The sequence below is a fragment of the Sphingomonas sp. 66-10 genome (genome assembly GCF_001897045.1).
Lineage (GTDB): Bacteria > Pseudomonadota > Alphaproteobacteria > Sphingomonadales > Sphingomonadaceae > Sphingomonas > Sphingomonas lycopersici.
Map to the genome: position 1 here is coordinate 1645 of NZ_MKRR01000111.1, position 24550 is coordinate 26194.

The following is a 24550-nucleotide window of genomic DNA, read 5'->3' on the forward strand; positions in this document are numbered from 1 at the left end:
TCGCGACGCCCCCGATGAAGTTTATCGCTGTGGCGCTTGTCAGAACTTCAGGCGCGCACCGACGGTGAACGACCGCCCGATCACGTCGTAGATGGTCGGGAAGGTGTTGCCGCCGTTGAAGGTCGTCCCGCCAACGCCGTTGCCGACGAGCGGCGGCTGCTTGTTGAACAGGTTGTTGACCGTCAGCGACAGTTCCAGATTTTCGGTCGGGCTCACGCGGGTGGCCAGATCGAAATAATTGTACGCCGGAATGCGGCTGAACTCCGGACGGATACCCGTCACGCCCGGCTCAAGCGACACGCTGCCGACATGGGTCCAGAGCAACGACACGTCGAAATTCTCGGTGCCGTAGCCGAGACGGCCAACCCAACGCCACTTGGCGCGCGGATTGGTGCAGCCGCCCGAGCTGTAATAAGCGGTGCAGTTGCGGTTGATCGAGTTCGGCGTCGCCTGGAAGCGATAATAGTTCAGCAGCGTGCCGTTCATGCTGAACGTCAGGTTGCCGGGGACGTTGACGCCGAGATCGTCCATCCGCAGGCGCTGGTTGACCCCGAAGTCCCAGCCCGCCGTCTCGATGACGCCGAGGTTGGAGTAGGTCAGGATCACGCCCGGGGTTTCGCCCGCGCCGTTCAGCGAGCCGGTCAGCGGGTTACGCTTAATGAGCTGGCAGAAGGCGTTATAGCTGAAGCCCGGGTTGAGCGCCGCCGAATAGCAGCCGTTCAGGATGTCCGCCTGTGCCGGCTGGGTGATCGCGTCGCGGATCTTGATGTGGAAATAATCCACGGTCAGCGAGAAGCCCGGCAGGAACGACGGGGTCAGCGCGGTGCCGAACGTATAGGTGCGCGCGCGCTCCACGTTCAGGTTGCGGTTGCCCGAGGTGGTGTTGTTGATCTGGTTCGAGGTCGGGCTCGGAATCTGCCCGATCGTCGATGCCGGCGCGCCCGTCGCAACGCAGAGCGCCGCGAGACCGCCCGTCACGTTGCCCACGCACGGATCGATCGTGAGGTTGCCGAGGCTCTGCACCGGCGACTGGTACAGTTCCTGGATGTTCGGCGAGCGCACCGCGACCGAATAGGTGCCGCGGAACTTGAAGCCCTGGTAGGGCTCCCAGGTGCCGCCGACCTTCCACGTCGTGCTGCCGCCCGTCGTGGTATAATCGGAATAGCGGATGCCCGCTTCAACGCCGAGGCGATAGAAGAACGGCTTGTCCTCGATCAGCGGCGCGTTGATTTCGCCGTACACTTCCTTGACGCTGTACTGACCGAAGTCCGGCGGGGTCCGCGCGCCGGTGCCGAGCACCTCGCCCTGGATCTGCGACGCGCTGTCCGGCATGCTGCGGGCGGAGATCTTGCGATATTCGCCGCCGATCGCGAAGCCGATCTTGTGGTCGGCGAGCGGCACGGTGAACAGGTCGCCGGTGATCGTGCCGGTGATGACGGTCTGCTGGACCTTGCGGTTGATCAGCGCGCTCAGATCGATGAACGCCACCTGCTGCGGGGTGATGCTGCCGTTCGGGCCGAACAGGTTGAGCGGGACGCAGCCGTTGCTCGGATCGGCGCAGACGAAGTTGCCGTTCTTGTCCTTGTAGGCGCGCAGCGCCTGCTGGACCTTGCTGAACGAGCCCCAATGTTCGCGGGTCTGGTTCTGCGTCGTTTCGCCATATTGCGCCGACACGTCATAGCGCAGCGAATCGATGATCGAGCCGCGGAAGCCGCCCATCACCTGGAACATCTGCGATTCGATCGGGTTGCCGCGCGCGCCCATCTCGGTGATGCGGCGCTGGGCCACGACCGGGATCTCGCGATAGCCGGCGGTGCCCGGACCACCCTGAACCGCCGCTGCGGTGGCGCAATCGGTCGCCGAAATGCCCGACGCCGAGCAAAGCTGACCGAGGATGCCCGCGGGCAGATACGGGTTGTTCAGCGCGAGCTGATAGGTGTTGCCGAACGTGCCCGACGAGGCGAGCTGCAGACGGACCTTGTTCCGGTTGAACATCGCGGTCGAGTAGAACTCGATGCCGTCGCTGATCTCGTAGCGGCCCGACGCATAGACGTTGATGCGATCGAGCGGCGTCTGGAAATAGGTGCCGATGTTCGAGTTGAACGTATCCGACGCGGTGGCGGGCTGAAGCAGGCCGGTGGTCGGGTTGACCACGGCGCCGAACGAGCTCGCCGGAATGCCGAGCTTCGCGTTGCTCGGCGCGCCGAAGATCGTGACCTGCGCGGCGGTCGCGCCCGAGAACTGGCCGGTGACCGAGCTGATCGGATAGGCGCCGATGCTGCGCGCGGTGGTGAGCAGCGGATCGGCCTTGGTGTAGCCGACGCTCAGCACGACATTGCCGCGATCGTCGTCAAACGACGCGCCGACCACGACGTCCGCCTTGAAGCGGGTGGCATCGCCCTTTTCGGAGAAGCGATAGTTGGCGGTGGCGGTGAGGCCCTTGAAATCGCGCTTGGTGATGAAGTTCACCACGCCGGCGACCGCGTCCGCGCCATAGGTCGACGATGCGCCGCCCGTCAGCGTATCGACGCGCTCGATCAGCGCGACCGGGATGTTGTTGGTGTCGGTGAGGCCGTCGAGGCCGAACGGCACCAGGCGGCGGCCGTCGAGCAGCACCAGCGTGCGGTTCGCGCCGATGCCGCGCAGTTCGAGCGTCGCCGAACCGTCGCCGCCGTTATTCACGCCCGGGCCGATGTTCGGACGAAGCGCCGGCATGTCGCGCAGCAATTCTTCGGCGGTGGCGGGCTGACGGAGCTGGATGTCCTTGGCGGAGATGACGCTGACCGGGCTGGAGCTCGCCAGATCCGGGCGCACGATGCGCGAGCCGGTGACGACCACTTCGGCGGTGTCGGCTGCGGCGGTCTTTTCCGGAGTCTGCGGCGCTTCCTGCGCCACGGCCTGCGTCGCGGCGATAGTACCAAGGCTGAGCGCAAGAACGCCAAGCGCGCTCGATCGCATGATATCGATACGTAGTCTCATCGATTTCCCCCTCATGCCCGCGCGATTATGGGATTGTGAGAACGCGCGGGTACGCGGTCTCTCGCGGCAAGCGGGGCTATCGACAATCCAATTATTTCAATCTTGTAATTTTATGGGACCAATGTGGCCTTAATGTTACAATACGACAAGATTATTGCCGGATTTCGCCGCGCGGCATCGCGCACGGGTGCGCTATGCCCATGTTTCAGAATAGCAATATTGTTGCAAGAGCGCGTTTAGCGCGCCTCGTGTCCCGCATCGGGCACATAAGCGTCGATCAGCGCGCCGACATAGTCCGGATTGTGCGCGGTCAGCTCGGGGGAGGGGCGGCCGGGGGCGTAGATGAAGCCGTTCACGTCGTAGATCGTCCCGCCCAGTCCGTCCGAATCGCGATACCAGACCTTCACCTCGCTCCAGTCGTTGCGCGGCGAGACGTCGTACAAGGTGACATCCTGTTCGGCATGGCCGCGCGCGCCGTTGACGCGCGACCAATTGGCGTGGGTGAGCATCAGCACGCGCTTCTCGACGATCCGGCTGACCACCGCGACATGCCCGAGCGGCAGGCGCGACTGTTTGGCGAAGGCGATCACTGCGCCGACCCGCGGGACATGACCGCGCGGATATTTGCCGTCGGCCTGATCCCACCACGTCCAGGCATCGCCGTAAATCTGGATGCCGGAGGCGGCGCGCGCGAACGGCACGCATTGCCCGACATAATCGAGCAGCGACCCCGCGCTGGCCGGCGCGACGCCGAACAGCGCCGCCACGCCGGCGACCCCAATGGCGAAACGTTTCAACACGACACCGCCCCTCAACGCGAACTCGTCAGGGAATGGTTGCCGGAAATGACTAACAATTGGTTAGCACATCGTCATCCCGGCCTTGAGCCGGGATTCGTCAAGCGTCACAACCTCTTGATGGACCCCGGCTCAAGGCCGGATGACGATCGTTGCGCTACGGCCGGTTGGCCTGTCGCTTGGCCATGAACGCCAGCCGTTCGAACAGCATCACGTCCTGCTCGTTCTTGAGCAGCGCGCCGTGGAGCGGCGGGATCGCCTTGGTCGGATCGCGGTTCTGCAGCACGTCGAGCGGCATGTCTTCGTGGAGCAGCAGCTTGAGCCAGTCGAGCAATTCGCTGGTCGACGGTTTCTTCTTGAGGCCGGGCACTTCACGCACCTCGTAGAAGATATCCATCGCGCGCGAGACGAGCATTTTCTGGATGCCGGGGAAGTGGACGTCGACGATCGCCTGCATCGTCTCGCGATCGGGGAATTTGATATAATGGAAGAAGCAGCGGCGCAGGAACGCGTCGGGCAATTCCTTCTCGTTGTTCGAGGTGATGACGACGATCGGGCGTTCGGCGGCGTGGATCGTTTCCTTCGTTTCGTAAACGTGGAATTCCATCCGATCGAGTTCCTGCAACAGATCGTTGGGGAATTCGATATCGGCCTTGTCGATCTCGTCGATCAGCAGAACGGGAAGCTGCGGCGAGGTGAACGCCTCCCACAATTTGCCCTTGCGGATATAGTTGGAAATGTCGTGGACGCGCTCGTCGCCGAGTTGGCCGTCGCGCAGCCGCGCGACCGCGTCATATTCGTAGAGGCCTTGCTGCGCCTTGGTGGTCGACTTGACGTTCCACTCGATCAGCGGCGCGCCGGTCGCTTTGGCGATCTCATAAGCGAGTACGGTCTTGCCGGTGCCGGGCTCGCCCTTCACCAGCAGCGGGCGACGGAGCATCACCGCGGCGTTGACCGCGACCTTCAGATCCTCGGTCGCGACATAGCTCTGCGTGCCCTCGAAGCGCTTCATGCCCTCATCCCGTACTTTTCCAAAACCCGGTATGGCGATAGCGGCTATCCGCGCTGGCTGGCAAGCACCTGATAGGCCATCACCGCGGTCGCGACGGCGGCGTTGAGACTGTCGGCCTTGCCGAGCATCGGCAGTTTTACCAAAAGGTCGCATGCCGCCTCGTAGTCCTCGGGCAGCCCTTGCGCCTCGTTGCCGGTGAGCAGGAAGGTGGGGGCAGGGTAGGCGGGCTCGCGATAATCATGCTCGGTCTGGAGGCTGAGCCCGACCAATGTGCCCGGCCCGGTGCGCAGCCAGGCGAGGAAGGCGTCCCAGTCGCTGCGCACGACGGGGACGGTGAACAGCGCGCCCATGCTCGCGCGCACCGCCTCGACCGAAAAGGGATCGACGCAATCGCCGATCAGGATCAGCCCGCCCGCGCCGACCGCATCGCCGGTCCGCAGGATCGTCCCGAGATTGCCCGGATCGCGCAGCCGCTCGGCGACCAGCCAGATCCCGGCCTTCGATCGATCGAGCGCGTCGAGCGGGGTGGCGAATTCGTCGAACACCCCGACCACCGCCTGCGGATTATCCTTGCCGGAGAGTTTCGAGAGGATATCCGGCGTAGTCTCGATCGCCTCGCCGCCCGCGCCCTCGACCGCTGCGATCAGTCGCTCGACCAACGGGTGGTGCGCGCTCGCGGCGGCGAAGAACAGCAGCCGCGGGATGCGCCCGGTTTCATGTGCTTCGGTGAGGATGCGCAGCCCTTCGGCGAGGAACTGGCGCGATTCGCGGCGGTGGCGCTTGTCGCGCAGATCGCGGACATGCTTCACCAGCGGGTTGGAATAAGCGGTGATCTGGCGGGGCATCAGGAGCCTAGCACGCCTTGCCCGAAATATGATCCGCCCCGGCGAAGGCCGGGGTCCAGCATCGGGCCGGTCGTAGCTGGACCCCGGCCTTCGCCGGGGTGGAAACGTCAGCGGTTCCGATTTTTCGCACGACGCCTCAATCCTCGCCGAACTTGGCCTCGACGAGATCGCACATCGCCGCGACCACCTGTTCGGCGCCGTCGCCGGCCGCGCTGATCACGATCGTGTCGCCCATCGCCGCGCCGAGCATCATCAGCCCCATGATCGACGTCCCGGTGACGCTCGACGCGCCCTTGGCGACCTGCACCTGGATCGGCTGGGTCGAGGCGAGGGTAACGAATTTCGCGCTGGCGCGGGCGTGGAGGCCGCGCCGGTTGGTGATCTGTACCTCGCGCGAAACCGTCACGCAGCGGCCTCGCCGAGCACTTCCGAGGCGACCGAGATATATTTCCGCCCCGCCTCGCGCGCGGCGGCGACCGCGGCCACCACCGTCATCGCCTTGCGCGCGGATTCGAGCCGGATCAGCATCGGCAGGTTGATCCCCGCGATCACCTCGACCCGGCCACGCTCCATCAGCGAGATGGCGAGGTTGGACGGGGTGCCGCCGAACAGATCGGTCAGCACGATCACGCCGCGGCCGCCGTCGACCGCCGCGATCGCCGCACGGATATCGGCGCGACGCGCCTCCATATCGTCATCGGGCCCGATGGCGACGGTCCGCACCTGCTTCTGCGGCCCGACGACATGTTCCATCGCGGTGACGAATTCATCCGCAAGGCGCCCGTGCGTTACAAGCACCAGGCCGATTAATTGCTTACTAAGGTCGTTCATTGCCCGATCGGCTGTCCTTCAAGCGCATCCTGCGGCGCTGCCGCGAGGTCACGATGGGCGACCGTGGGCGAAAATCCCGCATTACGCAACCGCCCTGCGACCCGCTCCGCGACATGGACCGAACGGTGTCTCCCGCCGGTACAACCAAATGCGATGGTTACATAGGATTTCCCCTCCGCAATGTAACGGGGGACGAGCAGCAGCAACAATTCCTCTATCCGCCCCACGGCATCGGCATAGGCCGGATCGCTCGCCACATAAGCGGCGACATCGGGGTCGAGCCCGGTGCCGGGGCGCAGCGCCGGATCCCAATGCGGATTGCGCAGGAAACGCATGTCGAACACCAGATCGGCGTCGCTCGGCAGCCCGCGCGCGAAGCCGAACGACACCACCGAGAGGATCGTCTCGCCCAGCCCCCCGCGCGAGAAAGCCGCGCGAATCTGCTGCGCGAGCGCGTGCGAATTGAATCGGCTGGTGTCGATCAGCCGATTGGCCCAGCGCTTGAGCGGGGCGAGCAGTTCGCGCTCGCGCTCGATCCCGTCGCGCGCCGGGCGATCCTGCGCCAGCGGGTGACGACGCCGCGTTTCGTCGTAGCGCCGCGCCAGTTCGTCCGAATCGCATTCGAGGAACAAGGTGCCGATCTCGAACCGGCCCTTGGCGCGGAGCCGCTCGACCTGCGCCACCACCTGATCGGCGTCGAAATCGCGTGTCCGTGCGCCGATGCCTAGCGCGAGCGGGCGCGCCATGCCCTCGCTCCCCTCGGGCGGCAGCGCGTTGAGCAGCCGGTCGAGCAGCGAGAGCGGCAGATTGTCGACCACCTCCCAGCCGAGATCTTCGAGCGTTTTGAGCACGGTGGACTTGCCGGCGCCGGACATGCCGGTGACGAGCAGAATCTCGGGAGGGGGGTTCACATTTCTATCCGGCGCATGGCGAGTTCGACCTTGATCGCGGCCGATAGCTCGAACGGGTCGAGCGCGATAGCCGGAACCGCGCGACCGGCGAGGACATGGGTGCGCGGCTCCGGCATCCGCTCGACCGGCACGTCGAGCAAAACGACGAGCGCGACCGGGGCGGCGGCGAGGTGCGGCAGGTCGACGATGCCGAGCCCGCGCACCTCGATCTGCCCGGCGATCGTCGCCGGCGGGGTGGCGATCAGTTCGTCGGGGGTGGGGGTCACGTCGGTATAATCGTCCGACACCAGCATCGCGCCGCGATCGATCAGCCGCAGCGCCAGATCGGACTTGCCCGCCCCCGACGGCCCCATCAGCAGCACCGCGCGCCCGGCGATCGCCACCGTCGACGCGTGGACGGTTTCGCGGCCGCTCATCGTTTCGCGCCAAAGGCGAGCGGGAGGCGGACGACGAAACGCGCGCCGCTCAGCCGGTCCTCGCGCGCCTGGACGCTGATCGTGCCCGAATGCGCCTCGACGATCGTTCGCGCGATCGCCAGGCCCAGCCCCGAATGCTGGCCGAACGCCTCGTCCTGCGGGCGGATCGACTGGAAGCGGCGGAAGATCGCCTCGCGCGCATCCTCCGGCACGCCGGGGCCTTCGTCCTCGACCCGTACCTCGAGCATCCCGTCGATCGGATGCGCCGCGATCGCGATCAGCCCGCCGTCGGGGGAGAAGGACAGGGCGTTGTCGATCAGATTCTCGAATACGCGCTCCAGCCGCGCGCCTTCGCCCGCGGCGATCAGCGATTCGCCCTGGATGCGGTCGAAATGGATGCGGACATCGCGCTCGATCCCGCGTTCGCGGCGCTGGGTGATCATCCCGTCGATCATCGCGCCGATATCGACCGGCTCGAATTTGGCACGGCTCAGCTGGGCGTCGAGCCGCGATGCTTCGGAGATGTCGCTGATCAGGCGGTCGAGCCGATGCACGTCGTCGCGGACGATCGCCAGCAGACGCTCCTGCAACATGGGATCTTTGACGTGGCCGAGCCCGTCGACCGCCGACCGCAGCGAGGCGAGCGGGTTCTTGAGCTCGTGGGTGACATCGGCGGCGAACGCCTCGGTCGCGTCGATCCGCGCGCGCAGCGCGAGGCTCATGTCGGACAAGGCGCGTGCGAGCATCCCGATCTCGTCCTTGCGCGCCGGAAGCCGCGGCACGACCACCTCGCGCGCGCGGCCGAGCCGGACGCGCACCGCCGCGCGCGCCAGCCGCCGCAACGGCCGCACGATCGTCCGCGCGAGGAACAGCGAGAGCAGGATCGAGACGATCGTCACTGTCAGCAGCACGAGGCTGAGCCGATAGCGCTCGATCCGCACCGTCTGGGTAATGTCGCGCGCATTGACCGCGGTGAGCACCGCTACCCCGTCGAGCAGCGGCGCGGCGGCGGTGATCACCGGTGTGCGATCGGGCGCGCGCCACACGGTCGCGGCGGCATGCCCCGATTGCGCGGTGAGCACATCGGGCCAGTCGCGGCCGTTGCTGCGCTCGCGATAAAGCGGCGGGCGGACGGCGCCGACCACCGTATCGATCCCGGCATCGAGCAGCCGCGCGATCTCTTGCCCGCGGCCGTCCTTGTCGGGATCGTGGAGCTGGAAGTTGTGCCGGCCGAGCGCGCGGCTGTCGACGATCAATTTGCCGTCGGGGCCGTAGAGCCGGATGCGCGTGCCCGTATCGCGCGCGAGCTGCTCGATCAGCGGGTTGCGCAGATCGGGAGTGACCGTCTGGAGCGCCTCGGCGATGAGTCGCGCCTCGCGCATCGCCTGTTCGGTGCGATTGTCGACGATGCGGGCGCGATACGAGTCGAGGTAGAAGAATCCCCCCGCCAGCAGCAGCAGCGCGAAGATATTCACCGCAAGAATCCGGCGGGTCAGCGAAACCCGGCCGGACCAACGCAGCGCTAGATCGCTGCCCTCATTCCTCGGAGAAACGATATCCGGCGCCATAGAGCGTCTCTATCGCATCGAATTCGGAATCGACCTCGCGGAATTTCCGCCGGACGCGCTTGATGTGCGAATCGATCGTGCGGTCGTCGACGTAAATGTCGTCCTGATAGGCGGCATCCATCAGCTGATTGCGGGTGCGCACGATCCCCGGCCGCTGGGCCAGAGTCTCAAGGATCAAGAATTCGGTGACGGTGAGCGTCACCGGATTGCCCGCCCAGGTAACGCGGTGGCGCGCCGGATCCATCACCAGCCGGCCACGTTCCAACGGCCCCTGCGCCTCCTCCGCCTCGGCACCTTCGGGCGCCTGCGCCAGTTCGGCGCGGCGCAGGATCGCACGGATGCGCGCGATCAGCAGGCGCTGGCTGAACGGTTTGGCGATATAATCGTCCGCGCCCATCGCGAGGCCGAGCGCCTCGTCCAGCTCATCGTCCTTACTTGTCAGGAAGATAACGGGAATCTGGCTCTTCTCGCGGAGCCGGCGCAGCAGCTCCAGCCCGTCCATCCGCGGCATCTTGATATCGAAGATGGCGAGATCGGGCGGGTTCTCGATCAATGCCTTGAGCGCGGTCTCCCCGTCCGAATAGACACGGGTGAGGAAGCCCTCCGTCTGAAGCGCGATCGAGACCGAGGTCAGAATGTTCCGGTCGTCGTCGACGAGCGCGATCGTTGCCGTCATGTGTCATCGACTAGTCCAAACACGGAACAGGCTCAATGCCGCATCGTTTGACGCGGGCAAGCGCTGATCCTATGCGAAATGAGTGCCCTGAAAGGGAAGTCCTTAGGTTTTTAGGGGAAGAATGGTGAGCGATCGTATTCCGGCTTCGGGCCTCGAGGCGCAGGGAATTGAGACGCGCGCGACGTTGCACTGGAATCTGGTGACCGCGCAGCTGGTGGAAACCGCGGTGGCGCGTGGCGAGGGCCGTCTGGCCGCCGACGGCCCGCTGGTGGTCGAGACGGGGCCGCATACCGGCCGCTCGGCGCAGGACAAGTTCATCGTCAAGGATGCCGAAACCGCCGACACGGTGTGGTGGGGCAAGAGCAACAAGGCGATGGAGCCGGCGCATTTCGCCGCGCTCAAGGCCGATTTCCTTGCCGCGCTGGGCGAGAAGAAGGATTTGTTCGTCCAGGACCTCTACGGCGGGTCGCAGCCGCAATATCGCGTCCGCGTCCGCGTCATCAACGAGTTGGCGTGGCACAATCTGTTCATCCGCACGATGCTCGTCCGCCCCGAGGCGCATGAGCTCAAGGGCTTCGAGGCCGATTACACGATCATCGATCTGCCCAGCTTCCGTGCCGATCCCGCGCGGCACGGCACGCGTTCGGAGACGGTGATCGCGGTCAATTTCACCGAGAAGCTGATCCTGATCGGCGGCACCCGCTACGGCGGCGAGATGAAGAAATCGGTGTTCGGGCTGCTCAACTATCTGCTCCCGCCGCAGGGCGTGATGCCGATGCATTGCTCGGCCAATATGGGCGCCGACGGCTCGACCGCGGTGTTCTTCGGGCTGTCGGGCACCGGCAAGACGACGCTGTCGGCCGATGCCAGCCGCACGCTGATCGGCGACGACGAGCACGGCTGGTCGGATACCGCGGTGTTCAACTTCGAGGGCGGCTGCTACGCCAAGATGATCCGCCTGTCGGCAGAGGCCGAGCCGGAAATCTTCGCCACCACCAAGCGCTTCGGCACCGTGCTCGAGAATGTGGTGATGGATCCGGAGGCGCGGACGCTCGATCTCGACGACGCGACGCTCGCCGAGAACAGCCGCGGCGCCTATCCGATCGATTTCATCCCCAACGCCTCCAAGGAGAATATGGGCGGCGTGCCCAAGAATATCGTGATGCTGACCGCGGACGCTTATGGCGTGCTGCCGCCGATCGCGAAGTTGACCCCGGATCAGGCGATGTATCACTTCCTCTCGGGCTATACCGCGCGCGTCGCGGGGACCGAGATCGGCGTGACCGAGCCCGATGCGACCTTCTCCACCTGCTTCGGTGCGCCATTCATGCCGCGTCACCCGTCGGTCTACGGCAATCTGCTCAAGGAGCGGATCGCCAAGGGCGGGGTCGATTGCTGGCTGGTCAACACCGGCTGGACCGGGGGCAAATATGGCGTCGGCAGCCGCATGCCGATCAAGGCGACCCGCGCCTTGCTCAACGCCGCGCTCGACGGCAGCCTCAACAACGCCGAATTCCGCACCGATCCCAATTTCGGCTTCGCGGTGCCGGTGAGCGTGCCGGGGGTCGATGCGGCGATCCTCGATCCGCGCGCGACCTGGCCCAATGCGGCCGATTATGACGCGACCGCGACGAAGCTCGTCGACCTGTTCAACGAGAATTTCGCGCAATTCGTCGATCACGTCGACGATGGCGTCCGCCAGTCCGCGCCGAAGGTTGCGCAGCCGGCCTGATCTCGCTCGCACTCCGGTTGCCCTACTGCTAGAGTGGGGCACCGGGGTATTTTGCGAGGGTTAGACCTTATGGGACTTATCGACACCATCCTGAGCCAGCTCGGCTCGAACGTTGACGTCGCCAATCTGGCCACCAAGGTCGGGCTGCCGCAGGATCAGGTCGAGCAGGCGATCGCCGCGCTGAGCCAGGCGCATACCGAGCCGGGTGACACCGTCGAGGGCGCGGCGCAGACCACGGGGCTGCCCACCGATATTCTCCAGCAGATCGTCGGCCATATCGGCGGCGAAGGCTCGCTCGGCCAGTTCGCGCAGATGATCGGCGCGGCCGGCGGCGGCGGCGCGGAAGGCGAGGGCGGCGCCGGCGGGTTGCTGTCCGGGCTGGCCGGGAAACTGTTCGGCCGCTGATCCGGCTCCCCCTGTGTCCCCGCGAAGGGCTCCCATCAAAGTAATACTTTGATGGGACCCAAGGCGGGGACCCAGTCTGGGCTTCCGCCTTCGCCGGGGTGGTTGCTTATCGGTCGGACCGGTTCTGCTCCAAAGGCTCCAGCCGCAGCACGCCATTCTCGACCGCGACGATCCGCATATGCGTCCCCGCCGCTGCGTCGGGCCCGGTCGCCGGCCAGGTGCCGTCGCCGAGCACCGCGCGGCCGGTGCCGCCGGTGATCGGCTCCGCCACCACGACGATCGCCCCGACGACGCGTGCGGCGCGATCGTTGAGCAGCGGATCGCTCGTCTCGACCGGATAGTCGCGATACCAGCGGCGCCCGATCAGCACCGAAACCACGCTCCACGCGGCGAAACTGCCGCCCTGCACGATCAGTGGCAGATCGGGCAGCACGAAGGTCGCCAGCCCGGTGATCGCCGCCGCGATCGCGAGGAAGATCAGGAACACCCCCGGGATCGCCAGTTCGGCGATTCCCAGAGCGACCGCCGCGACGACCCAGGCCGCCGCGGCGTGATGCGCGAAATCATCGATCATCATTTTTGCTCGGGCGTGCCTTTCACGCGCGGAACGGAACGCTCGCCGGGCAGCGAAGGTGCGCCCGTCGCGGGCGCGGACGGCGCGGCCTGCTGCCCCAGCGCATCGCGCGCCAGCTCACCGATCCCGCCCAGCGTGCCGATCAACTGGGTCGCCTCGACCGGGAACAGGATCGTCTTGGCATTGGTCGAGGTGGCGAACTTGCCGACCGCCTCGACATATTTCTGCGCGATGAAATAGTTGAGCGACTGGCTCGATCCCTTCTCGATCGCATCGGAGACGAGTTCGGTCGCCTTCGCCTCGGCTTCGGCGGCGCGCTCGCGCGCCTCGGCATCGCGGAAGGCGGATTCCCGCCGTCCCTCGGCTTCGAGGATGCGGGCCTGCTTCTGCCCCTCGGCGCGCAGGATTTCGGAGGCGCGCGCGCCCTCGGCGTCGAGGATGTTGGCGCGCTTCTCGCGCTCGGCCTTCATCTGCCGCGCCATCGCATTGACGATATCCTGCGGCGGGCGGATGTCCTTGATCTCGACGCGGGTGATCTTGACCCCCCAGGGCGTCGTCGCGTGATCGACCACCGAGAGCAGCCGGGCGTTGATCTCGTCGCGCTTCGACAGGGTTTCGTCGAGGTCCATCGCGCCCATCACGGTGCGCAAATTGGTCGTGACGAGGTTGAGCAGCGCAACATAGAGATCGCTCACCTCATAGGCCGCCTTGGCCGCATCGAGCACCTGGAAGAACACCACCCCGTCGGTGGAGATCATCGCATTGTCCTTGGTGATGATCTCCTGCCCCGGGATATCGATCACCTGCTCCATCATATTCACCCGCCGCCCGACGCGATAGAAAAACGCCGGGTAGAAATTAAACCCCGGCGCGGCGGTGGTGGTGTAGCGGCCGAAATGTTCGATCGTATATTGATAACCTTGGCGGACGATCTTGATGCTGGTCATCAGGTAGAACAGCACCAATGCGAGCAGCATGAGCGCGGCGGTCGTCGCCATATATCGGGTTTCCTCTCAGGCGTTTCGTTTTCATATAATCATGTGGTGGAGCGCGGCCTAGGGGCGATCCACAGACGGGGTGACGAGGGGAGTCGGCGCAGATCGCGTTGCACCCTAGCGAAACCGTCTCGGTGCGGTTACATGGCCCGCCACTTCCTCCACGCACGCAGGATTCGGCACGCATATGGACATCCGCCTCGGTCTCACTTTCGACGATGTCCTTCTGGTGCCGGGCGAATCGGCCGTGCTGCCGAGCGGCGCCGATACCCGGACCCAAGTGACGCGTGGCATCGCGCTCAATATTCCGATCCTTTCCTCGGCGATGGACACCGTCACCGAAGCGGACATGGCGATTGTCATGGCGCAGCTCGGCGGGCTGGGGGTGCTTCACCGCAACCTGACGGTCGAGGAGCAGGTCGCCGCGGTGCGCCAGGTCAAGCGCTTCGAGAGCGGGATGGTGGTCAACCCGATCACGATCGCCCCCGATGCGCCGCTCGCCGACGCGCAGGCGCTGATGCTCCAGCATCGCATCAGCGGCATCCCGGTGGTGGAGGCCAATGGCAAATTGGTCGGCATCCTCACCAACCGCGACGTGCGGTTCGCCGAAAACCCGCGCCAGCCGGTCAGCGAGCTGATGACGCACGAGAATCTCGCCACGGTGAAGATCGGCGTCGGGCAGGAGGAGGCGCGCCGCCTGCTTCACCAGCGGCGGATCGAGAAACTGCTGGTGGTCGATGACGCTTATCGCTGCGTCGGGCTGATCACGGTCAAGGATATCGAGAAAGCCGTCACCTATCCCGATGCGACCAAGGATGCCGCCGGCCGGCTGCGTGTCGCCGCGGCGACGACGGTGGGCGATAAGGGGTTCGCGCGTACCGAGGCGCTGGTCGATGCCGAATGCGACCTGATCGTGATCGACACCGCGCATGGCCACAACCGCGACGTCGGGCTGGCGGTCGAGCGGGTCAAGAAACTCTCCAACTCGGTCCAGGTCGTGGCGGGCAATGTCGCGACCGGCGAGGCGGCGCGCGCGCTGATCGGTTCGGGCGCAGACGGGATCAAGGTCGGCATCGGGCCGGGGTCGATCTGCACCACGCGGATCGTCGCCGGGGTCGGCGTGCCGCAGCTCACCGCGGTGATGGATTGTGCCGAGGCGGCGGCGAAGGAAGGGGTGCCGGTGATCGCCGACGGGGGGCTGCGCACCTCGGGCGATCTCGCCAAGGCGCTGGCCGCCGGCGCCTCGACCTGCATGGTCGGCTCGCTGCTCGCCGGGACCGAGGAAGCGCCGGGCGAAACCTTCCTTTATCAAGGCCGTGCCTATAAATCCTATCGCGGGATGGGCAGTGTCGGCGCGATGGGCCGCGGCTCGGCCGATCGCTATTTCCAGGGCGATATCAAGGATCAGCTCAAGCTGGTGCCTGAGGGGATCGAGGGGCAGGTGGCCTATAAGGGGCCGGCGCGCGACGTGATCCACCAGCTCGTCGGCGGGATCAAGGCGGCGATGGGCTATACCGGCTCGGCGACGATCCCCGATCTCCAGCGCCGCGCGCAATTCGTCCAGATCACCGGCGCGGGGCTGAAGGAGAGCCACGTCCACGACGTGACGATCACCCGCGAGGCGCCGAACTACCCGACGCGATGACCCCCGGCGCACGCGTTCAGGCGGCGATCGAGCTGCTCGACCAGATCATCGCTGCCGCGCATGAGGGCGGGGCGGCGGCGGACACGATCGTCCAGCGCTATTTCGCGACGCGGCGTTATGCCGGGTCGAAGGATCGGCGCGCGGTGCGCGAGCTGGTGTTCGCCGCGATCCGCGCGTGCGGCGAGGCGCCGGCGACCGGGCGGGCCGCGCTGCTGTTGCTGGCGCGTGATGACAATGCGCTCGCCGCGGCGTTCGACGGGTCGGCGCATGGCCCGGCACCGATCGCGGAGGACGAGCCGGTCGCCGTTGCGGGCAGCGCCCCGGCGTGGCTGGTCGAGCGGATGCACGCGGCTGACCTCAACGACACGGAGATCGCCGCGCTGATTGCGCGCGCACCGCTCGACGTGCGGGTCAACCGGCTGGTGACGACGGTCGAGGCGATCGAGGCGGAAATCCCCGGCGCGGCGCATATCGAGGGATTGCCCGATGCGTTGCGGCTCCCGGCCGGCAGCGATGTCGCGCCGTTCGCCGGCCGCATCGAGGTGCAGGACGCCGGGAGCCAGATCGTTTCGGCTGCGGCACGCGCCGAGCCGGGGATGACGGTGATCGACCTGTGCGCCGGCGCAGGCGGCAAGACGCTGGCGCTCGCCGCGGCGATGCAGAACACCGGGCGGATCATCGCCGCCGACACCGATCGCGCGCGGCTCGGCAAGCTCAAGCCGCGCGCCGACGCGGCGGAGGTGACGATCGCCGAGCCGGTGCTGCTCGATCCCGGCCGCGAGTTCGAGGCGCTGACCGAGTGGCGCGGCGCGGCGGACGTGGTGCTGATCGATGCGCCTTGCTCGGGCACCGGCACGTGGCGGCGCAACCCCGAAGCACGCTGGCGGCTGACCCCCGATCGGCTCGCGCGGCTGGTCGAGACGCAGCGGCGGCTGCTCCAGGTCGGCGCCGGGCTGGTCAAGCCCGATGGCGCGCTGGTCTATGTCGTCTGCTCGCTGCTGGACGAGGAAGGCGCGGAGCAGATCGACGCTTTCCGCGCGCGTCATCCGCGCTGGCATGCCGCGCCGCTGGTGCTGCCGGCAGGCCGCGCGCGGGGTGCCGGGGTGCGGCTCACCCCGGCGCATGACGATACCGACGGCTTTTTTGTCGCGCGGCTGAGCGCCCCATGCTAACCCCCGGCGTTGTGCCGAAGCTGGAGCCGTTCATGCGTTTTTCGTCCGTCGCCATCGCCGCCTCGCTGGCGCTGGTCTCGATCTCGACCTCGCTCCACGGCCAGCGCCCCGACGATCAGATCGACGCGCGCTCGATGGCGCTGCTCGCGCAGGGCCGTGCGGCCAAGGCCGCGGGTAATCTCGACGGCGCTTATGACGCGCTGGAAAGCGCGGTGGCGGTCGATCCGCGCAACCGCCAGGCGTTCATCGTGCTCGCCGAGGTGGCCGAAGCGCGCGGGCTTTCGGGCAAGGCGATCCGCTTCTACCGCGAGGCGCTGACGCTCGAGCCCAACGATCAGACGGCGCTCAAGGGGCAGGGCGAGGCGCTGGTCGCCAAGGGCGCGATGGCGCGGGCCAAGGAGAATCTCGCCAAGCTGCGCACGCTCTGCAAGAGCGATTGCGCGCAGGCCAATGCGCTGGCGGCGGTGATCGCCAAGGGGCCGCCGCCGGTCGCCACCGCGCAGGCCGTCCCGCCCAAGCCGACCCCGGCGAAGGACTGATCCAGCCTCCCGTTCTTCGACGAGCTCAGCCCGAACGGGGGGTGGCCGCGTCCAGCCGCCGCGCGAGGCGGACGAATTCCGCCACGCTGACCGTTTCGGCGCGTCGCGTCGCGTCGATTCCTTCCGCCTCCAGCGCGTCGAGCGCGCCGGTCACGCCGCGCAGGCTCTGCCGTAGCATCTTGCGCCGCTGGCCGAAGGCGGCGGCGGTGAGCCGTTCGAGCGTCTTGAGCGCCACCCCGGCGGGTGCTTCGCCCGGCACGACATGCACCACCGCCGACATCACCTTGGGCGGCGGGGTGAACGCCGAGCGGTGGACCGGCATCGCGATCCGCGCGGTCGAGCGCCACTGCGCGAGCACCGCGAGCCGGCCGTAGGCGTCATTGCCCGGCGCGGCGACGATGCGATCCGCCACTTCGCGCTGGAACATCAAGGTCAGCGATCGCCACCACGGCGCCCAATCGGCCGAAAGCCAGCCGACGAACAACGCCGTGCCGACATTATAGGGCAGGTTGGAGACGATATGCGGCGCGCCGTCGAACAAGGCGCGCGCGTCGATCTCCAGCGCATCGCCCTCGATCACCTTGAGCCGATCGGGATAGACCTCGCCCAGCTCGGCGAGCGCGGGGAGGCAGCGGCGATCGCGCTCGATCGCGGTGACCCGCGCGCCGGCGGCGAGCAAGGCGCGGGTCAGCCCGCCGGGGCCGGGGCCGACCTCCAGCACCTCGGCGCCGTCGAGATCGCCGGGGATCGCCGCGATCCGCGCGAGCAATTGCGCGTCGAACAGGAAATTCTGCCCCAGCGCCTTCGATGCGGAGAGGCCGTGGCGCGCGATCACCTCGCGCAGCGGCGGCAGATCGCTCACAAGGCGAGGCAGGCCGCGCGGTGCGCCGCCGCTTCTCCCGCCATCGTGATCGCCGCGATCATCGCGCCCGGCTCGGCCTTATCCTTGCCGGCGAGGTTGAATGCGGTGCCGTGATCGGGCGAGGTGCGGACGAGCGGCAGGCCGAGCGTGATATTGACCCCCTCGTCGAAAAACAGCGTCTTCAACGGGATCAGTGCCTGATCATGATAGCAGCAGAGCGCCGCGTCATAATGCGCGCGGGCGCGGGCGTGGAACAAAGTATCCGCCGCGAACGGCCCCTGGGCGTCGATCCCCTCGTCGCGCAGGATCGCGATCGCGGGCTCGATCAGCTCGATCTCCTCGCGCCCGATCGCGCCGCTTTCCCCGGCATGCGGGTTGAAGCCGGCGAAGGCGAGGCGGGCCTTGTCGATGCCGAAATTGCGCTGCAGCCCGCGCGCAGTGACTCGCGCCTTGGCGACGATCAGCTCGATCGACAGCAAGGAGGCGACCCGCGCCAGCGGCACATGCGTGGTGATCGGCACGACGCGCAGCCCTGGCCCGGCGAGCATCATCACCGCATTGGCGCCGGCGATACCGCAACGCTCGGCGACGAATTCGGTCTGCCCGGGATGCGTGAAGCCGATATCGTAGAGCTGCGCCTTGGAGACCGGCCCGGTGACCAGCGCGCTCGCGGCGCCCGACCGGGTGAGCCCGACCGCCAGTTCGAGCGAATGGAGCGCGCAGCGTGCACCGTCCGCGTCGGGCGCGCCGGGCTCGATCTCGCCAGCATCCTCCACCGTCAGCACCGGCAGCGCGGTGGCGAAAGCGCGCGGCACCTCGGCAAGGTCGCTGATCCGCGCAATCGGCCCGCGCCACACGCGCTCGATCGCGCGCGCATCGCCCACCGCGACGAACGGGGGCAGCGCGCGTTCACCGCGCATGTCCCAGGACTTAGCGATGATCTCGGGGCCGATCCCGGCCGGATCGCCCATCGAGATCGCGAGCGGCAGCACCGTTTCGTGCCTCAGCGATATTCGACCACGGCGTCGCGCCGAAGGTCGCGCAATGCCTGCTGCGCGCGCAGGTTGACGCGCTGCTGCTCGAGCTGGCTCTGGATCTGCTCCGCGCCGGGAAGCTGGGCGCTGGCCGCCTCGTCGCGGCCGCACAATACGAGCGTGCGGACGCCGTCGGTCGGCGAGCCGAACGGCGGGGTGGCCTGACCGACCTGGAGCTGGAGCATGATCTGCTGCAGCGCCGCCGGGAGATCGCGGATGCGGATCGTGTCGTTATCCACCACCTCGGCGCCGATCTGCGCCGCCACTTTCTCCACCGAGCCGCAGCCTTGCAGCGTGTGGGTGACGTTGGCGAATTCGGCGGTGCGCGCCGATGCCTGCGCCTGCGTGGTGCCCGCCGGGAATTTGATCGTCATCTGTTTCAGGCTGAGCCGCGCGTCGCGCGGATCGGCAGTGAGCACCTGCCGCTTGTCGACCAGATAGAGGACCGAAAAGCCGCCCGGCACCGCAACCGGCCCGGCGACCTGCCCGATCTGCATCTGGTTCGCGGCCTGCGCCAGCGCGTCGGGCAGCTGCGATGCACGCACCCAGCCGAGATCGCCGTTGACGCCGCGCGTCGACGCCTCGGAGAAATTGCGCGCGAAATAGCCGAACGGCGCCTTGCCCTTGTGGATCTCGTCGATCAGCTGGCGCGCATTGGCATAGACCTGATCGGACCGGTCGGGGGTGGCCGACAGATAGATTTCGTTGAGGTGGAACTCCTCCGTCCCCTTGGCCGCTTCGAGCCGGGCGAGGATCGACTTCACCTCGACATCGCCGACGTTGACGAACGGCTCGACGCGACGGCGCAGATAGCGGCTCCACGCCGCTTCGGCCTCGATCTGGCGGCGAATCGAGCGTTCGGACGAGCCGTGTTCGCGCAGGAAGGCGGCGAATTCGGTCGGCGTCTTGCCGAAATTCTTCGCGACGCGGGCGAAATTCTGGTCGATTTCCGCAGGTTCGATCTTCACATCGGCGGTCTTGGCCTGCTGGATCTCCAGCACCTCGTCGATCAGTTGGCGCAGCACCTGCAGCCGCAGGCGATCATATTCCTCGCCCTGCAGGTTGATATTGTTCGCCGCCATGATCAGCGCGACCCGCTGGTCGACGTCGGTCCCGGTGATCACATAGTCGTTGACGATCGCAGTCGCCTTGCGGACGTTGGGATCGAGCTTGCCGAAAATCTGCAGATTGGCGGGGATATCCAGCCCGGTATTGTCGGGCATCGACTGGTCCTGAACCGTCGCCTGCTGCCCGATCGCGGCGCCCGCCGCGGCTATCGCCAGTACCGCACCGATCAGGCGGCCATACCGCACCGCCCCGTTCCGTCGCATGATCACTCTGTTCGGATTCCCATCTAACGCGCTCGACGCGCGTGTGCACCAGCTTCGCTGAACCGTGGCTTAGCGTCCAAACTCGGTCAGGACAACGCCGTGACGGCGTTTGGATGCTAGAAGCCGAGGTTCTTGAACGCCAACGTCAAAAGATAGCTGTTGCCCGCGCGCGCGTCGCCGGTCGACTGATATTCGCGCTTCCATGTCGCGCCGATCGCGAGGCAATCATCCTCATAAGTGACCCCGAGCCGGTGCCGGACCGGGTTGAAATTGTCGCCGGTGGCGGTGGTGGTGGTGATCGGCGTGGAGGTATTCGTGTTATTATTGTTGCGCAGATCGATCACGGTCGATCCATATGCCGACCAGAAGCGCGAGAATTTGATCCGCGCGCCGAGCCGCAATTCTTCCTGATCCTGCAGATCCTCGATCGAGCTGATGTTACGATTGAGCCGCAGATAGCCGATCATGACGTAATTCGATCGCGACCCGATCGTGGTGTCGATCTCGTTGCGGCGGACCGCGAAATTGTCCTTGTCGACGCGATAGCGGTGGATGATCGACACGAAATCGCGGAAGCGCAGTTCGGTGCGGCCGACGATATCGGAGAAACGGTCGCTCAACCCGGTGCCCGGCGGGAGGATCGAGGGCCGGTCGGACAGGCGGTAGCTCTGCCCGACCACTGTGGAGAGCGTGAAGCCCGGCAGGGTGAGTGCCCATTCCGCGCCATAGGTCGCGCGGCTCGAATCCTCCCAGCGATCGTAGCCCGAGAAGCGATTGAGCGCGAAGAGGTTCGAATCCTCCAGATCGACCGCGCGCGCATCCTCATTGGGCACGTCGAGGTTGTTGATCTGCGGCGAGGCGACGATCTGGAAACGCGGGGTGAAGCGCTGCGTGCCGCCGAACAGCGGGCCGACCAGCGGCCAGCGCACGTCGATCGCCATCGCCGCGATGCCGCGGGTATGGAAACCGCTCAGCCCGCGATAGCTCGGCACCGTCGTCGCGGCGATGTCGCTGGTGTTATAGGCGTCGAGCCGCGAATAAGCGGTGAAGGTCACCTCCTGTCCCCAGGTGGTGATGCGGCGCAGGTCCCACCGCAACGAGGCGAAGGCGCGCTGGGTATCCTGTCCGCTGGTGCGCGCGATCGCGAGCGTGTTGACCTGCGCCTGGATCACCCCGCCGAGCAGCGGATCGGTGAACCGGCGGCGATAATCGAGCTCGGGCAGCGCGACCGGCTGGAGGCCCTGGGAATCGCCGACGCGCATCGTCTGCACCGCCCAGCCGGCGAGCGAGAAATAGCTGTCGCGATCGACCCGTTCGAGCGAAAGCGTCGTGCGCAGCCGGTCATCGTTCGAAATATCATAGCGGCGCAGGAACGTACGGTCGGTGACGAGCCGCAGCGAGCCCGAAACGCTCCAATTCTCGTCGATCTGGAATTTGCCGGCGCCCTCCAGATAGCCGCGCAGCGCCATGCTGGTCGGCGCGCCCGGCCCGGCGGAAATATCGTCGCTGCGCCGGCTCGCGGTGACATAGCCCGAAACGCTGAACGCGCCGTTGCTGTCGAGCTGCTGATAATTGGCCTGCAGCATCGGCAGCACCGCGCTGAACACATGCGGGGTGATCGTGACCGTGCGGTTGGGCGCGAGATCGAAATAATAGGGCAGCACGATCTCCAGCCCGTTCACCGCGCTGAGGCGGAGATTGGGGCTGAGCAGGCCGCTGGTGTGCGTCGCGCCGACCGGATGCGAGAGTTTCGGCAGCGGCACGCTGGCGAAGCCGAACACATGGATGCGCGCGCCGGTGTAATAGACCCGCTCGCGATCGGGGCGGTAAAGCACGCGCACCGCGGTGATCTTCCAGCTCGGCTCCTTGGCGCAGCCATCCGAATCGGTCACCGAGCAGGCGGTATAGGCGGCGTGATTCATCGAGATCGAGCCGTCGTCGTGCCGCGTGCCCTCGGTCGCGGCGAGGCGGCTACCCTGATCGAGCACCACCAGCATGTTGTGCACCACGCCGTCGCGCAGCGAATCGGTCAGGTCGACCGAATCGCCATAAGCGACGTCGCCGCGCGGATTGGTGATCGCGACATTGCCGTTGGCGACGACCTGCCCGGTCTTGCGGTTCCATACCACGCGCTCGGCGCGCAGCCGCTCGCCCTGGCGGAACATGCGCACGTCGCCGGTCGCGGTGACGATATCGGCGTTGTAATCATATTCCAGCGCCTCGGCGCTGAAGCGGATCTGATCGTCCGGGTTCGGCGCGTCGGCGGCGGGGGGCGGCGCGCCCGCGGCCGAAGGGGGCTGGACGGCGCGGTCCTGCAGGTCCTGCGCCCCGGCGGCGCCCGCCACCAAAGCGAAAGGAAGGGCGCAACAGGCCAGAAGCTCAAAACGCAACGCGCGCAATTCCCGCTATTTTGCCCGCGCGGCCGACATGGCGGCGCTTCTTCGCCCTATCGCATCGCAACGCGCAGGCTGCAACGTCTTGCCAGTCGAGCCGGGAACGCCCAGGGACCGGACGACGTTTCGAAGGATGGTTTGAGATGAAGATCGTATTCGCCCAGTCGCGCGCTCCCGAGGCAGAGGTCGTCGCTTTCGTCGTCAAGAAAGACGATGTCGCGGCGCTCGCGCTGCCCGGTGTCGATGCGGGCGCGCGTGCGCTGCTCGCCGCAGCCGCGTCGGGGCAGCGTTTCGAGGGCGAGGCCGGGACGGTGGCGGAGGCCTATGTCGGCGAAGGGCAGGGGGTGACGCGCATCCTGCTGCTCGGCGTCGGCAGCGGCGACGACGCGGCCTATGAACGGGCGGGCGGCGCGCTGACCGCGAAGCTCCTCACCTCCGGCGCGACCGACGCGACGGTGGACCTTGCCGGCAGCGGCGCGACCGCGGTTGCGGCGGCGCGGCTGGCGGCCGGCGCGGCGCAGCGCGGCTGGCGCTTCGACGAATATCGCACCAGGCTCCCCGAAAAGCAGAAGCCGACGCTGACGACGGTGACGATCGCCGCCGCACCCGACGGCGCCGAGGCGGAATGGACGACGCGCGATGCAGTGACCCAGGGGCTGGCGCTGACCCGCACGCTCATCACGCTGCCCGCCAACATCCTCTATCCCGAAAGCTTCGTCGAGCGCGTGATCGCCGATACCGCGGGGCTCGGGCTGGAGATCGAGGTGCTTGACGAAGCGGCGATGCACAAGCTCGGCATGGGAGCGCTGCTGGGCGTCGCGCAGGGTTCGCGCCGCGCGCCGCGGCTGCTCGCGATGCGCTGGAACGGCGCGGGGGCGGGCGATCCCGCGCTGGCGCTGGTCGGCAAGGGCGTGACCTTCGACACCGGCGGCATCTCGATCAAGCCTGCCGCGGGCATGGAGGACATGAAGTGGGACATGGGCGGCGCCGGCGCGGTCGCGGGGGCAATGAAGACGCTCGCGCTGCGCAAGGCGAAGGCCAATGTCATCGGCGTGTGCGGGCTCGTCGAGAACATGCCCGACGGCAATGCGCAGCGCCCCGGCGATGTCGTCACCTCGATGTCCGGCCAGACGATCGAGGTGATCAACACCGATGCGGAGGGGCGGCTGGTGCTGTGCGATTGCGTCACCTGGGTGCAGAAAACGCACAACGTCAAAACGATCGTCGATCTCGCGACGCTGACGGGCGCGATGATCATCAGCCTCGGCAGCGAATATGGCGGGCTGTTCGCCAACGACGACGGGCTTGCCGACCAATTGCTCGCTGCGGGCAAGGCGAGCGGCGACCAATTGTGGCGCTTCCCGCTCGGCGACGCCTATAACAAGCTGATCGACAGCCCGATCGCCGACATGAAGAACGTCGGCCCGCGCGGCGCCGGCTCGATCACCGCCGCGCAGTTCATCCAGCGCTTCGTCGACGAGGGCGTGAAATGGGCGCATCTCGACATCGCCGGGATGGTCTGGGCCGACAAGGACGGCGCGACCTGGGCCAAAGGCGCGACCGGCTATGGCGTGCGCGTGCTCGATCGCTTCGTCGCGGAGAATTTCGAGGGCTGATGCAGGTCGATTTCTATCACCTGACCGTTACCCCGCTCGACCGGGCGCTACCGCAGATCGCCGAAAAGGTGGTGGCGTCCGGCAACCGGCTGCTGATCGTCGCCGCGGGCGAGGCGCAGCGCGTCGCGCTCGACCGGTTGCTGTGGGGCTATACCCCCGACAGCTTCCTGCCGCATGCGCAGGCGGGGACGGGGGACGATAGCGCGCAGCCGATCCT

General features: G+C 66.9%; 23 protein-coding genes. 7 read left to right on the forward strand and 16 right to left on the reverse strand.

Going from position 1 to position 24550, the window contains the following annotated elements; translation table 11 throughout:
- Nucleotides 1-39 precede the first annotated feature (39 nt).
- From BGN95_RS10845 to BGN95_RS10890, 10 genes are all read right to left on the reverse strand, one after another.
- Nucleotides 40-2979 (reverse strand): TonB-dependent receptor plug domain-containing protein, encoded by a 2940-nt coding sequence (locus BGN95_RS10845; RefSeq protein ID WP_265268466.1) that lies wholly within the window; start codon nt 2977-2979, stop codon nt 40-42.
- Nucleotides 2980-3215: 236 nt separating this feature from the next.
- The gene (locus tag BGN95_RS10850; protein ID WP_284698832.1) at nt 3216-3776 is read right to left on the reverse strand and encodes a CHAP domain-containing protein; all 561 of its coding nucleotides are present in this window, start codon (nt 3774-3776) and stop codon (nt 3216-3218) included.
- Between the two features lie 157 nt (nt 3777-3933).
- The gene (locus BGN95_RS10855; RefSeq protein WP_179511622.1) at nt 3934-4788 is read right to left on the reverse strand and encodes an AAA family ATPase; all 855 of its coding nucleotides are present in this window, start codon (nt 4786-4788) and stop codon (nt 3934-3936) included.
- A gap of 44 nt (nt 4789-4832) precedes the next feature.
- Nucleotides 4833-5633, reverse strand: a complete 801-nt coding sequence (locus tag BGN95_RS10860; RefSeq protein WP_286772607.1) for a TrmH family RNA methyltransferase — start codon at nt 5631-5633, stop codon at nt 4833-4835.
- A 136-nt stretch (nt 5634-5769) separates the two neighbouring features.
- Nucleotides 5770-6039, reverse strand: a complete 270-nt coding sequence (locus BGN95_RS10865; RefSeq protein ID WP_179511620.1) for an HPr family phosphocarrier protein — start codon at nt 6037-6039, stop codon at nt 5770-5772.
- A complete protein-coding gene (locus BGN95_RS10870; protein ID WP_179511619.1) occupies nt 6036-6464 on the reverse strand; it encodes a PTS sugar transporter subunit IIA in 429 nt (142 codons plus the stop codon). Before BGN95_RS10870 ends, BGN95_RS10865 begins: the two co-directional genes overlap by 4 nt.
- Nucleotides 6461-7375, reverse strand: a complete 915-nt coding sequence (gene rapZ / locus BGN95_RS10875; protein WP_265268469.1) for an RNase adapter RapZ — start codon at nt 7373-7375, stop codon at nt 6461-6463. Before rapZ ends, BGN95_RS10870 begins: the two co-directional genes overlap by 4 nt.
- Nucleotides 7372-7791 carry an HPr kinase/phosphorylase gene (locus tag BGN95_RS10880; protein WP_265268470.1) on the reverse strand — a complete coding sequence of 140 codons (420 nt, stop codon included), beginning with the start codon at nt 7789-7791 and terminating at the stop codon, nt 7372-7374. The genes rapZ and BGN95_RS10880 overlap by 4 nt, the downstream gene beginning before the upstream one ends.
- Complete coding sequence (locus tag BGN95_RS10885; RefSeq protein ID WP_286772608.1) at nt 7788-9359, reverse strand: sensor histidine kinase; 1572 nt, start codon at nt 9357-9359, stop codon at nt 7788-7790. The genes BGN95_RS10880 and BGN95_RS10885 overlap by 4 nt, the downstream gene beginning before the upstream one ends.
- On the reverse strand, nt 9328-10035 hold the full coding sequence (locus BGN95_RS10890) for a response regulator transcription factor (protein ID WP_179511615.1): 708 nt from the start codon (nt 10033-10035) through the stop codon (nt 9328-9330). The genes BGN95_RS10885 and BGN95_RS10890 overlap by 32 nt, the downstream gene beginning before the upstream one ends.
- 121 nt (nt 10036-10156) lie before the next feature.
- Between BGN95_RS10890 and BGN95_RS10895 the strand changes: the two genes are divergently transcribed.
- Nucleotides 10157-11767, forward strand: a complete 1611-nt coding sequence (locus tag BGN95_RS10895; RefSeq protein ID WP_284699408.1) for a phosphoenolpyruvate carboxykinase — start codon at nt 10157-10159, stop codon at nt 11765-11767.
- A 69-nt stretch (nt 11768-11836) separates the two neighbouring features.
- On the forward strand, nt 11837-12172 hold the full coding sequence (locus BGN95_RS10900; protein WP_179511613.1) for a hypothetical protein: 336 nt from the start codon (nt 11837-11839) through the stop codon (nt 12170-12172).
- Nucleotides 12173-12278: 106 nt separating this feature from the next.
- Here the strand turns inward: BGN95_RS10900 and BGN95_RS10905 are convergent, their stop codons facing one another.
- Together BGN95_RS10905 and BGN95_RS10910 are read right to left on the reverse strand one after the other, a co-directional pair.
- Nucleotides 12279-12746: an NfeD family protein gene (locus BGN95_RS10905; RefSeq protein WP_265312053.1), complete on the reverse strand. Its 468-nt coding sequence runs from the start codon at nt 12744-12746 to the stop codon at nt 12279-12281.
- Complete coding sequence (locus BGN95_RS10910; protein WP_265268474.1) at nt 12746-13744, reverse strand: SPFH domain-containing protein; 999 nt, start codon at nt 13742-13744, stop codon at nt 12746-12748. The genes BGN95_RS10905 and BGN95_RS10910 overlap by 1 nt, the downstream gene beginning before the upstream one ends.
- A 184-nt stretch (nt 13745-13928) precedes the next feature.
- On the opposite strand from BGN95_RS10910, the gene guaB reads away from it, so the two are divergent.
- The 3 genes from guaB to BGN95_RS10925 are packed head-to-tail and all read left to right on the forward strand — an operon-like array spanning nt 13929 to nt 17097.
- Nucleotides 13929-15386: an IMP dehydrogenase gene (gene guaB, locus BGN95_RS10915; RefSeq protein ID WP_265268475.1), complete on the forward strand. Its 1458-nt coding sequence runs from the start codon at nt 13929-13931 to the stop codon at nt 15384-15386.
- On the forward strand, nt 15383-16558 hold the full coding sequence (locus tag BGN95_RS10920) for an RsmB/NOP family class I SAM-dependent RNA methyltransferase (protein WP_286772609.1): 1176 nt from the start codon (nt 15383-15385) through the stop codon (nt 16556-16558). The genes guaB and BGN95_RS10920 overlap by 4 nt, the downstream gene beginning before the upstream one ends.
- Nucleotides 16559-16590: 32 nt before the next feature.
- The gene (locus tag BGN95_RS10925; protein WP_179511609.1) at nt 16591-17097 is read left to right on the forward strand and encodes a tetratricopeptide repeat protein; all 507 of its coding nucleotides are present in this window, start codon (nt 16591-16593) and stop codon (nt 17095-17097) included.
- A 25-nt stretch (nt 17098-17122) separates the two neighbouring features.
- On the opposite strand, the gene rsmA is transcribed toward BGN95_RS10925, so the two are convergent.
- The 4 genes from rsmA to BGN95_RS10945 form a co-directional block, all read right to left on the reverse strand.
- The gene (rsmA, locus tag BGN95_RS10930) at nt 17123-17959 is read right to left on the reverse strand and encodes a 16S rRNA (adenine(1518)-N(6)/adenine(1519)-N(6))-dimethyltransferase RsmA (protein ID WP_265268477.1); all 837 of its coding nucleotides are present in this window, start codon (nt 17957-17959) and stop codon (nt 17123-17125) included.
- On the reverse strand, nt 17956-18951 hold the full coding sequence (pdxA, locus tag BGN95_RS10935; RefSeq protein ID WP_265268478.1) for a 4-hydroxythreonine-4-phosphate dehydrogenase PdxA: 996 nt from the start codon (nt 18949-18951) through the stop codon (nt 17956-17958). The genes rsmA and pdxA overlap by 4 nt, the downstream gene beginning before the upstream one ends.
- Before the next feature lie 11 nt (nt 18952-18962).
- A complete protein-coding gene (locus BGN95_RS10940; RefSeq protein ID WP_265268479.1) occupies nt 18963-20324 on the reverse strand; it encodes a peptidylprolyl isomerase in 1362 nt (453 codons plus the stop codon).
- A gap of 116 nt (nt 20325-20440) precedes the next feature.
- Nucleotides 20441-22714 carry an LPS-assembly protein LptD gene (locus tag BGN95_RS10945; RefSeq protein WP_286772610.1) on the reverse strand — a complete coding sequence of 758 codons (2274 nt, stop codon included), beginning with the start codon at nt 22712-22714 and terminating at the stop codon, nt 20441-20443.
- A gap of 146 nt (nt 22715-22860) precedes the next feature.
- Here BGN95_RS10945 and BGN95_RS10950 point away from each other — a divergent pair, with 146 nt between their 5' ends.
- A complete protein-coding gene (locus tag BGN95_RS10950) occupies nt 22861-24333 on the forward strand; it encodes a leucyl aminopeptidase (RefSeq protein ID WP_286772611.1) in 1473 nt (490 codons plus the stop codon).
- On the forward strand, nt 24333-24550 hold a 218-nt coding region (locus tag BGN95_RS10955; protein WP_286772703.1), incomplete at its 3' end, for a DNA polymerase III subunit chi. The genes BGN95_RS10950 and BGN95_RS10955, both read left to right, overlap by 1 nt.